The sequence below is a fragment of the Micromonospora andamanensis genome (assembly GCF_016863495.1).
Classification (GTDB): domain Bacteria; phylum Actinomycetota; class Actinomycetes; order Mycobacteriales; family Micromonosporaceae; genus Micromonospora; species Micromonospora andamanensis.
Map to the genome: position 1 here is coordinate 46785 of NZ_BOOZ01000048.1, position 9632 is coordinate 56416.

8 protein-coding genes and 2 pseudogenes are annotated in these 9632 nt (G+C 70.6%); 6 read left to right on the plus strand and 4 right to left on the minus strand.

Going from position 1 to position 9632, the window contains the following annotated elements; translation table 11 throughout:
* Positions 1 to 13: 13 nt before the first annotated feature.
* Positions 14 to 2122 (minus strand): MMPL family transporter, encoded by a 2109-nt coding sequence (locus Van01_RS27525; protein ID WP_204013582.1) that lies wholly within the window; start codon positions 2120 to 2122, stop codon positions 14 to 16.
* Positions 2123 to 2210: 88 nt separating this feature from the next.
* The gene (locus Van01_RS27530; protein ID WP_204013585.1) at positions 2211 to 3131 is read right to left on the minus strand and encodes a LysR family transcriptional regulator; all 921 of its coding nucleotides are present in this window, start codon (positions 3129 to 3131) and stop codon (positions 2211 to 2213) included.
* A 190-nt stretch (positions 3132 to 3321) separates the two neighbouring features.
* On the opposite strand from Van01_RS27530, the gene Van01_RS27535 reads away from it, so the two are divergent.
* The 5 genes and pseudogenes from Van01_RS27535 (at position 3322) to Van01_RS27550 (ending at position 5417) form a co-directional block, all read left to right on the plus strand.
* On the plus strand, positions 3322 to 4179 hold the full coding sequence (locus tag Van01_RS27535; RefSeq protein ID WP_204013588.1) for an AfsR/SARP family transcriptional regulator: 858 nt from the start codon (positions 3322 to 3324) through the stop codon (positions 4177 to 4179).
* 223 nt (positions 4180 to 4402) lie between these two features.
* Positions 4403 to 4526, plus strand: a pseudogene (locus Van01_RS33940) (D-alanine--D-alanine ligase A); the annotation flags it as partial.
* Between the two features lie 87 nt (positions 4527 to 4613).
* Positions 4614 to 4814, plus strand: a pseudogene (locus Van01_RS33945) (D-alanine--D-alanine ligase); the annotation flags it as partial.
* 151 nt (positions 4815 to 4965) lie between these two features.
* Positions 4966 to 5106: a hypothetical protein gene (locus Van01_RS27545; RefSeq protein ID WP_204013594.1), complete on the plus strand. Its 141-nt coding sequence runs from the start codon at positions 4966 to 4968 to the stop codon at positions 5104 to 5106.
* A 23-nt stretch (positions 5107 to 5129) separates the two neighbouring features.
* A complete protein-coding gene (locus Van01_RS27550; RefSeq protein ID WP_204013597.1) occupies positions 5130 to 5417 on the plus strand; it encodes an AMP-binding protein in 288 nt (95 codons plus the stop codon).
* 16 nt (positions 5418 to 5433) lie between these two features.
* On the opposite strand, the gene Van01_RS27555 is transcribed toward Van01_RS27550, so the two are convergent.
* Positions 5434 to 8112, minus strand: a complete 2679-nt coding sequence (locus Van01_RS27555; RefSeq protein WP_204013600.1) for an AfsR/SARP family transcriptional regulator — start codon at positions 8110 to 8112, stop codon at positions 5434 to 5436.
* Positions 8113 to 8416: 304 nt separating this feature from the next.
* On the opposite strand from Van01_RS27555, the gene Van01_RS27560 reads away from it, so the two are divergent.
* Complete coding sequence (locus Van01_RS27560; protein WP_204013603.1) at positions 8417 to 8719, plus strand: hypothetical protein; 303 nt, start codon at positions 8417 to 8419, stop codon at positions 8717 to 8719.
* A 114-nt stretch (positions 8720 to 8833) separates the two neighbouring features.
* On the opposite strand, the gene Van01_RS27565 is transcribed toward Van01_RS27560, so the two are convergent.
* Positions 8834 to 9247 (minus strand): hypothetical protein, encoded by a 414-nt coding sequence (locus Van01_RS27565; protein ID WP_204013606.1) that lies wholly within the window; start codon positions 9245 to 9247, stop codon positions 8834 to 8836.
* Positions 9248 to 9632: the final 385 nt, after the last annotated feature.

The window sequence follows — 9632 nt, forward strand, 5'->3', positions numbered from 1 at the left end:
CCCGGCCGGGCCGTCACACCGCGGACGGCACCGGTTGCGGCTGCTCGTCCGGCGTGGCCTCGAGCCGGACCTGGGGGAGCAGCCGGTCGAGCCAGCCCGGCAGCCACCAGTTCGCCGAGCCGAAGAGCGTCATGGTCGCCGGGACCAGCACCATCCGGATGAGCGTGGCGTCCACGGCGACGGCCACGGCCAGGCCGAAGCCGATCATCTTGAGCACGATGTCGCCGGTGGTGATGAAGCCGGCGAAGACCACGACCATGATCAGCGCGGCGCTGGTGATGACCCGGCCGGTCGCGGCCAGACCGTCGACCACACTGCCGCGCGCGTCGCCGGTGCGCAGCCACTCCTCCCGGATGCGGGAGAGCAGGAACACCTCGTAGTCCATCGACAACCCGAACAGAGCCGCGAACAGCAGCAGCGGCACCCACGTTGACACCGGGACCGCGTGGTCGATGCCGACCAGCCGATGCCCCCAGCCGAGTTGGAAGACCATCGTGAGCGCACCGTACGCGGCACCGACGCTGAGCAGGTTGATGAGCGCGGCCTTGAGCGGGACGACGAGGCTGCGGAAGACGACGATCAGGAACAACAGCGAGACCGCCACGACGGCGCCGACCACGAGCCAGAGCCGCTCGGCCAGCAGGTCGGCGATGTCGGCGAAGACGGCCGTGGTGCCGGTGATCTGCGCTCCCGGCGGCAACACCTCGGTGCGCAACGTGTCGACCAGGGCCGGCGTGCGCTCGTCGTGCGGGGCGAAGCCGGGCTCGACGGCGATGAGCGCCGCACCTCGGTCCTGGGCGAGGACGGGGTCGCCGACCTGAGCGATCTCCGGCCGGGCCGAGAGGTCCTGCACCAGTGTTGGCAGCGCGGCGGCGTCGGTCTGGGCCAGGTCGACGATCACCGCCAGCGGCGCGTACGCCCCCGGACCGTACTCGGCGACGATCAGGTCGTAGGCGCGCCGTACGGTGTTGTCGGTGGACTGGCTGCCGGCGTCCTGCGGCCAGGTCCGCATGTTCAGTGCCGGAGCCGCGAGCAGCAGCAGGACGGCCAGAGCGCTCAGCGCGGCCGGCAGCGGCCGGCGGCCCACCGCGGCCGCCCAGCGCCCGGTCAGCGTGGCCCGGTCGGTCGGGCGTTCCCGGGCCCGCCGGCTGAGCAGCTTCTGGCCGCACACGACACTGAGCGCCGGCACCAGGGTAACTGCCGCGAGGAGCATGGCGACCACCATGATCATGGTGGAGTAGCCGAAGGACTGGAACGCGGCCAGCCCGGAGAGGAACAGCCCGGCCAGCGAGAGCAGCACGATGGTCCCGGCCACGAGCACCGAGCGCCCGGCCGTGACCGTCGCCCGCACCGCGGCCTCGACCGGGGTCAGGCCGGCGCGCAGACCGTCGATGTGCCGGGTGATGATGAGCAGCGCGTAGTCGATGCCGACGCCCAGCCCGATCATCGCGGCACCGGTCGGCGAGCTGGTGCCCACCTCGGCCACGGACGCCACCAGCAGGACACCGGCCAGGCCGACGCCCAGCCCGGCCAGTGCGACCAGGATCGGCAGCCCGGCCGCCAACACTGAACCGAAGGCCATGACCAGGATGACCAGCGCGGCCATCAGACCGGCGGCCTCACCGACCGAACCACCCTCCACCTTCTGCTCGGGCACCTGACCGGCCAACTCCACCGTGACCCCGGCCTCGGTGGCCGGGTTCGCGGCCTCGAGCAGGTGATCTATCGACTCCGGTCCCAGGTCGGTCACGGGCACGGTGTAGCGCAGCTCGATCAGGGCGGTATCGCCATCGGCGCTGGGCCGGGCCGGGCCGACGAATCCGACGTCGGGTACCGCTCGCAGGTGTTCAGAGATCTGGCCGGTGAGTGCGGGGTCGATCGTTCCGCCGTCGCGGTGCAGGACGATCCGGGCCTCAGTGCCCGACAGCGCCGAGAATTTCTCGCGCAGCAGGTTGGTACCCGCCTGCGACGATGTTCCAGGCACGTCGTAGTTGTCGCGAGTGGTGCCGCCGGCCGCGCCGGCCAGCCCCAGGAAGGCGACAATGAGCACCGCCCAGACCAGCACCGTCGGCCACGGCCGGCGGACACTGCCGCGGCCGACTCGCTCCAGCAATCGAGACAACGGGTAACTCCTTAGGCATTTGTCGAATAACGATGCCTATGGAAGCCCGGGTACGTCGACAGCTGATCAACGTCGAGCAGAGAGCCGGCTACGGGCCGGCCGGTCGGCCGGCGGCCCGGATGATGGAGGCCAGCAGCGCCGACGTGGCCGCCGAGGGCTGACGGTCGAGGGGGGTCGCCATGGCCACGGGCAGATCCAGGTCGCAGTCCTCCACGTCGATCACCGAGACCCCCTCCTCCTGGCTGCCGACCCGGGGCAGCAGCGTTACGCCCAGGCCGTTACGCACCAAACCGAGCGCGGTCTCCTGATCGGCCGCCTCGAACGGGATGGCGCGGATGATGCCGGCGGCGGCGAAGGCGCGGTCGGTCATGGTGCGATTGCCCCAGCCCCGGGGGAAGTCGATGAACGTCTCCTCGGCCAGGTCGGCCAGCCTTACCGAGGACGCGTCGGCCAGCCGGTGCCGGCGCGAGCACACGAACGACCAGCGCACGTGGCCGAGGTGATGCAGCCGGATGCCGTCCACCCGATCGGTCGCGCCCACCATGGCCAGGTCGAGCTCGCCGGCCAGTACGGCGTCGAGATGGTCGGCCGACCCACGCGGCGCCGTCCGCAGCGTGAAGGTGACCAGGGGATGGGTGACGTGGAACCGGCCCAGCACCTGAGGCAGGTCGACGACCAGCAGGCCGCGCGAGGCTGGGCGGACGCCGATCGACGTCAGCGTGCCCAACCGGATGGTGCCGCGTAGTCCGCCGCGCACTTGGTCGACCGTGTCGCGGGCCCGCCGTTCGGCGCTGAGCATGCCGCGGGCCTCCGGTAGCAGCGCCATGCCAGCTTCGGTGAGGGCCGCACCGGCCGCGTCGCGCGAGAAGAGCGGCATGCCGAGCTCGCGCTCGAGTTTCTGAATGGTCGCCGACACGGCCGACTGGGCCACCCGTACGCGCCGGGCGCCCCGGGTGAAGCTGCCTTCCTCGGCCACGGCGACGAAATACTCGAGCTGACGGAGTTCCACTCCGTCATGATGGGCCGTGCCGGTCAACAGGCGGTCAACGACGACCACACAACGTCGGATGGACGACAGATCGAAGATGCGCGATGATGGCCGGGCGGAGTTCTCTGGTCGGCGGCGTCACCGGCGGGTCTGAACGATCCGTTCAGTTTCTGCTCAAGTTTTGTGTCGCGCCGTTTCCTAGGCTGCCGCCATGCTTATCGACGATCAGCCCACGTTCACGTTCACCCTGCTGGGGCCGGTGCAGGCCTGGCATCGCGGTGCCGAGACGGACCTGGGATCGCCGCAGCAGCGCACCACCCTCGCGATGCTGCTGCTGCGGGAGGGTTCCGCGGTGACTCTCGACGAGCTCATCGCCAACATGTGGGGCAGCGAGCCGCCTCGTTCCGCGGCCACGACCATCCGGACGTACGTGTCGCGGTTGCGGGCGATCTTCATTCCGGCCGACCCTGCGCAGGCGACGCGGATCGATTCGGTGGGCGGTGGGTACGTCCTGCACACGCCCCGGCAGGGCGTGGACCTCTTCCGGTTCAGCCGGCACACCGCGTCCGCCGCCGACGCCGCCCGGCGGCTGAACTGGCGCGAGGTGGCCGCGGCGCAGCAGCAGGCGGTCGACGCGGCGGCCGGTCAGCCGCTGGCCGGGGCGATCGGCCCGTACATGCAGGCCCAGCGGTCCCGCCTGCAGCAGCTGGTCACGGCGGCGCGCCTGGACCTGATGCACGCCCTGCTCCGGCAGGGCCGCCACCGCGAGGTGCTGCCCGAGCTCACGACGATGGTCGCCGAGCATCCATTGTGGGAGGAGGTCCAGGCCCTCTACATGACCGCGCTGGCCGGCAGCGGGCGGATCGCCGAGGCTCTCGAGCACTACCGGACCGCACGTCGCGATCTGGTCGAGCAGCTCGGCATCGAGCCCGGGACCCAGCTACGCCGGGCCCACCAGCAGATCCTCGACAACAACGTCGCGACGGCCACGCCGCCGGGTCGGGTCATGACGCGCCAGCGGCAGCGTCGCCACCAGATGCGTCTGGTCCGTCACCGGACCGCGTCCTGACCCGGACGGCCCGGCCGGCATGACGCGCACGATCAGGGTCGCCGTGCTCTACGGCGGCCTCGGCGTCGAGCATGACATCTCCCGCAGCCCTGGGCTCGCTGTGCTCGGTCACCTCGACCAGGCCCGCTTTGAGACGGTGCCGATGTACGTGACGCGCGACGGCGGCCGGACCGTCGGTCGTCGACCGCTCGATCCGGCCTTCGTGCTAGGTGCGCTTCGGACATGCGATGTCGCCTTCCCCCTCCTGCACGGTCGCTACGGCGGGGACGGTGGCACCCAGGCACTACTCGAGCTGGTCGGTCTTCCGTACGTCGGAAGCCCCGTCCTCGCCAGTGCCGTGGCCATGGACAAGGACGTCACCCGGCGACTACCGGCGGCCGAAGGACTGACCGTGCCGGCCGGCGCCGTCATCACCGGGTCCGCCACCGGCCGGGGTGCCGTTTCCGGCTTTCGTCAGACCCAGCCGGTCGGGCTCGAGCCTCGGCGTCTCGCGGGTGACCGCCCGGTCCGGCCTCGGTCCGGCGATCGAACTGGCCCGCCGCTTCGACGACAAGGTGCTCCTCGCCCCGCTCGTGGCCGGACGCGAGATCGACGTGGCGGTGCTGGAACAGCCGGACGGGCACGTCGTGGCCGGTCTGCCGCTGGAGATACGGGTCGCGATCTGCCGCCGGAGTCCGTTCGCAGGCTCAAGGACCAAGCCGCACGAGTATTCCGTGCGCTCGGCTGCCGCAGCCAGGCCCGGGTGGACTTCTTCCTGCCCGGCGACGGGGTTCCGGTGGTCAACGGGTGAGCGCGGTGCCCGGCCTCACCGTGATCTCCGTGGTGCCGCGGATCTGGGCGGCCGCCGGCCTACCGCTTCCCGAGCTGCTCAGCACAATGGTGGAGACCGCGTTGGCCGGCGTCAGCCGGTCGTCACGACAACGTTGACAAGGCTGTGCTGGTCTGACCCGGTGGACACCTTCGCGGCCGGGCCGCCGCCGGCGAACCCCACCGACATCCTGACGAGCGTGCTGAGTTCCGGGAGAGCCGGCATCGCGCTGGTCTGCGGCGGCCGGTCGTGGACGTGGGTCGCCTTCACCGCCCGGATCCGTGCGGCCGCGGGAATGCTCTACGGCGGCGGCGTCCGGGTCGGCGACCGCGTAGCCCTCGTCGGCCACCCCAGCCCGGTCTTCTTCGAGATCGCCCTCGGCTGCGGGCCCGGGCCCTGGCCGCGCTTCGTCGGGGCGCCCCGACGGTGATCGACGCCCCGTAGCGTCAGGCCAGGGTGTCGAGCTCGGCCCGCAGGCGTTGAGCGGGCGGGTGGTGGACGCCCTCAAGCCGCTGCCGGGCCCGGCAGCGGTAGCGGCCGGCAGTGTCGTGCTCGCCCAGCCGGGTGTGGCACCGGGTGAGGGCGACCAGCAGCTCGGCTCCGATCCATTCGTCGTTCTCCACCAGCGCCAGCGCCTCGGCATAGGCCCGGGCGGCCGCGGCGCTGTCCCCACCGGCGTACTCCTGGATGCGCCCGATCGACTGCCAGCCGAGCTGCTGACGTGGCAGGCTCTCGATCTGACGGTGCAGCTCGATGCCGCGCATCCGCTCGGCGACGGCGGCGCCGATGTCGCCGGTGCGGTGCAACACCCGCAGCGCTGAGAACTCGTAGGTGAAGCCGAGCAGTTCCCGGGTGTGGGTCACCTGCGGATCACCACGGCCTGGGGGCGCCTGCCGGTCGATGTCGGTCAGCAGCTCGCGGATCTGGTCGCCGCAGGATGCGGCCTGTTCGACCAGGTCGTCGGCAGGCCAGCGGTCGCGGGAGGTCAGGGAGATTCCCATACCGAGCAGGCCGATCGCCGTACGGACCGGATCGCCGATGCGCCGCCCCACGTCCGCCGCCAGCTCCCAGTGCCGGTACGCCTCCTCGTGGCGGCGCACCCGGTGACAGCTGTTCCCCAGCACGTTGTGCAGATAGCCCTCCCACCACGACTCGTCGGTGCGCCGCGCCACCTTCAGCGCGCGGCGCGCCAGCGGTATCGCCTCATCCCACTGACCGGTCAGATCGAGCAGGAAGCCGTTGAGCCCCCAGCACAACCGCAGCACGTGCCAGTCGAGGCGGTAAGCCTCGGCCACGTCCATTGCCGACCGGAGGTTCTCGCGCTCGGCATCGAACCAGGCGATCGCTGCGGACCGGTTCGTGAAGACCTCGGGCGTCACACCCTCGGGCGGCTCGCCGGCCCCGATCTGACGCCGGAAGGGATTCGCCCAGCCGGCCGCGGCGATCAAGGAATGCACATAGTGATCAAGGATGCGCGGCAGCGTCTCGGCCTCGCTGTCACCATCGGCGACCAGTTCGACGGCATAGGCCTTGACCAGGTCGTGCGACGCATACCGGCCGGGACGGATCTCGGTCAGCAGCTGGGCGTCGGCCAGCTCGGCGATCCACGCCAGCGTCTCGGTCGCCCCCACCCCGACCATGCTGACCACCGTGGGCAGAGCCACGTCGGCGCCAGGGTGCCAGGCGAGGCGCCGAAAGAGACGGGCCGCGCCCGGACTGAGCTGCTCGTACGACCAGGAGTAGACGGCCCTCACGTCTCGGCCGGCAGTCACGCTCGCGAACGCGTCCAGGCCTCGCCGCCGGCTCAGCTCCGCCGCGACGTCAGTGAGCGTGAAGGCAGGGTTGCGGTCCGCCCAGGCAGCGCAGATCGCCAGAGCCAGTGGCAGACCTCCGCACACCTCGATGATCTGCGCCACCGCGGCCGGATCTGCGGCGACCCGGTCGTCACCCAGACGGCGGCGCAGATACCGCTCCGCGTCGGCGGAGTCGAAGACTTCCAGGGTTACCGGCGACGCGCCCTCGTCGGCTATCAGGCCGCTCAGCCGGTTGCGGCTGGTCACCAGTGTGGTCGATCCTTCGGGAGGAAGCAGCGGACGCACCTGGGCTTCGTCCCGGGCGTTGTCGAGCACGACCACGATGCGCCGGTCGGCCAGTATGCTTCGGTACAACCGCGCCAGCTCGTCCAGGGTGGACGGTTGGTGGGCTCGCGGGACGCCGAGCCCCTCCAGGAAAGCGTGCAGGGCGTCGCCCGGTCGCATCGGCGAACCCCGTGACGAGAAGCCGGTCAGGTCTAGGTAGAGCTGACCGTCCGGGAACCGCGTGGCTGCCTCGTGGGCCCAGCGCAGCGCCAGACTCGTCTTTCCGACACCCCCGAGCCCGCCCACCACAATCACCGAGCCCGGATGCGCCAACCGATCCAACAGGTCCAGCTCCGGCTGCCGGCCGCTGAAGGCGGCCGGCCGGGGCGGCAGCTGCATGGGACGGATGCGCTGCCGGTCCTCCTGCGGCTCGGCCGCATCCCGTGCTCGGGCCAGGCGATTGCGCAGGCCTTCGTGCGTCGGATGCCACCTGGCAGCGCGAGTCAGGGAGGCGACGAGGACCTCGCCGCCGCCGCTGTCCGCAGCGAGGTCGGCCGCCTCGATGAGCACGTCCACCAACTCGCGGTCCAGCCCCGCGAAGAGAGCATGATCGCGAACCCGCAGCGGGAGACCCGAGGCGACAGGACCCGACCAGAGCTCCGCCGCCGCGGCATGGGCCACGACCGACGACTGACTGCGGGCCTCGGCCACCAGCCGGCGCCACTGGGTGACGTCGACCTCCACCTCCTCGGCCGCGACTCGGTAGCCCGACGCTGTCCGGTGGATCGGGCCATCGGCTGCCTGCGCCGGGCCCGGGCAGCCGAGCGTGCGCCGCAGCTGGCTGATGTATTGGTGGATCGTGGCTGCAGCGGCCCGTGGGCTCGCGTCGCCCCACAGGACCTCGGCCAGGGTGGTAAGGGCAACGGGCGTGCCGGGCGAGGTGAGCAACGCGGCGAGGACGATGCGCTGCTGGGGAGACCCGAGCTCGATCTCCTTGCCGTTGCGGAAGCCCTGCAACCGTCCCAGGATCCGTAGCTGAAGAGTCACCGGTCGTAGCACCCAGAGAGGCGCGCCCGGACGTCATCGGACAGCCTCGTCCGAAGCTGTCGTGGGAGCGCTCCGCGGTAGGTCACAACAACCGATCCTAGGTCGCCCGGCAGTGTCAAAAGTGTGTGACCAGGCACTGTCGGGAATCTGCCCGAGCGCCGAGCACGAGACACGCCTCGGTCGGCAACCGGTGGCCATCCCGTCGACGACGAGCGCCCCCAATCATGATCGTGTCGATCAGACGTCCATGTCGTGGCGCTTGGCTCATCCCGCAGTGGCTCACCGCTGGAAGGCGAGATGCGCCGTGAGAAGCCGCCTGCCCCGGCGGGGCATACCGGGCGGGTACAGCCAGGCACAGGCCCACCTGGTCGTCGCGGCGATCGCTCTGGCCGCGAGCTTCCTCATCATGCCGGCACGGCTCGATCCGTCCATCGGCCTGCTCGCCATGCTCGGCTGGCTGGCTGGCCTGGCCGGCGTCGTCGAGGCGATCAAATCGGGTGGCAGCTCAGAGTGCTGCCCCATGTTCTGGGCGCAGTCCTCATCGGGGCTGCGGAGGCACCCGTACTGCTCAGCCTCGCGGCGGTGGTGCACGGCGCGGCGACCCTGAGGATCGTCCTGCGCTGGCGGGCGCCACGGAACGGCAGCGGGGCCGGACCGCGATGATGCATGCGGCCCGGCCCCGATCATGCGATTCCCGGCCGTCAATCCGATCCGTGCGGGCTCAGCTCCAGCCGGAGCATTGCCAATCCTCGTACCAGTAGCCGTCGTGGTCCCGCGGTCCGGACACCGGAGGCTTGACGTACCTGACGTAGACGGCACAGGCCTGAACCCGCCACACGTCCTGGCTGGGATTCACCGACCGGGACGTGTGCGGCTGCAGATTGAACGACTGCACCTGGCCGTTGTAGAACTGGTACTGGATGTTGCCGTAGGAGACACCATAGGGCGCGTAGCCCCAGACCCAGGACGCCGCGCCGTTGCCCGGGTGGGTGTCGAGTTGTGCAACTACCCCGTTCTTCTCCTTCGTGAAGACAGACGCGTGGGCCGTTCCGGCGAAGCTCAGCCCACCTGCGACAGCTCCCGCCGTCGCGACTGCGGCTAACCTGCGGACGATCCTTTTTGATCTGTTTCCCATGGCTACTCTCCGATCTCCAGGATGCGCATTGCAGAGACCATTAAGCGATGTGGACATCAACACTGATTCGACGGTGAATCGATCGCCACGCCGGGACAGACGTGGGGGATGTCCCGAGCTCCGTGTTCGGCTACCGTGGCGCCCAGCCGACACCCGATCTTGCTCAGGGCAGCAACGGAAGGTGGCTACATCCGACCGGGCAGCCTCTCCGAGGGAGCCGGACAGCGCCTGGCAGCCGGCAATCGAGGCGCCCATAGATCTGCCGCCGCTTTGCGCCGTGCGAATGACGAGCAGCGGGCTGAGCCGCGGTCCCAACCCACTGGACACCGGCGGGGCGTGTTGACCACCCCCCGGGCCCGCCAAAAGTAGTTACCTTGTAAGAGGG

Excerpts from the sequence above, each read along its gene's own strand:
- Van01_RS27565 (WP_204013606.1), bottom strand. The coding sequence starts at position 9,247 with ATGGGAAACAGATCAAAAAGGATCGTCCGCAGGTTAGCCGCAGTCGCG.
- Van01_RS27535 (WP_204013588.1), top strand. The coding sequence starts at position 3,322 with ATGCTTATCGACGATCAGCCCACGTTCACGTTCACCCTGCTGGGGCCG.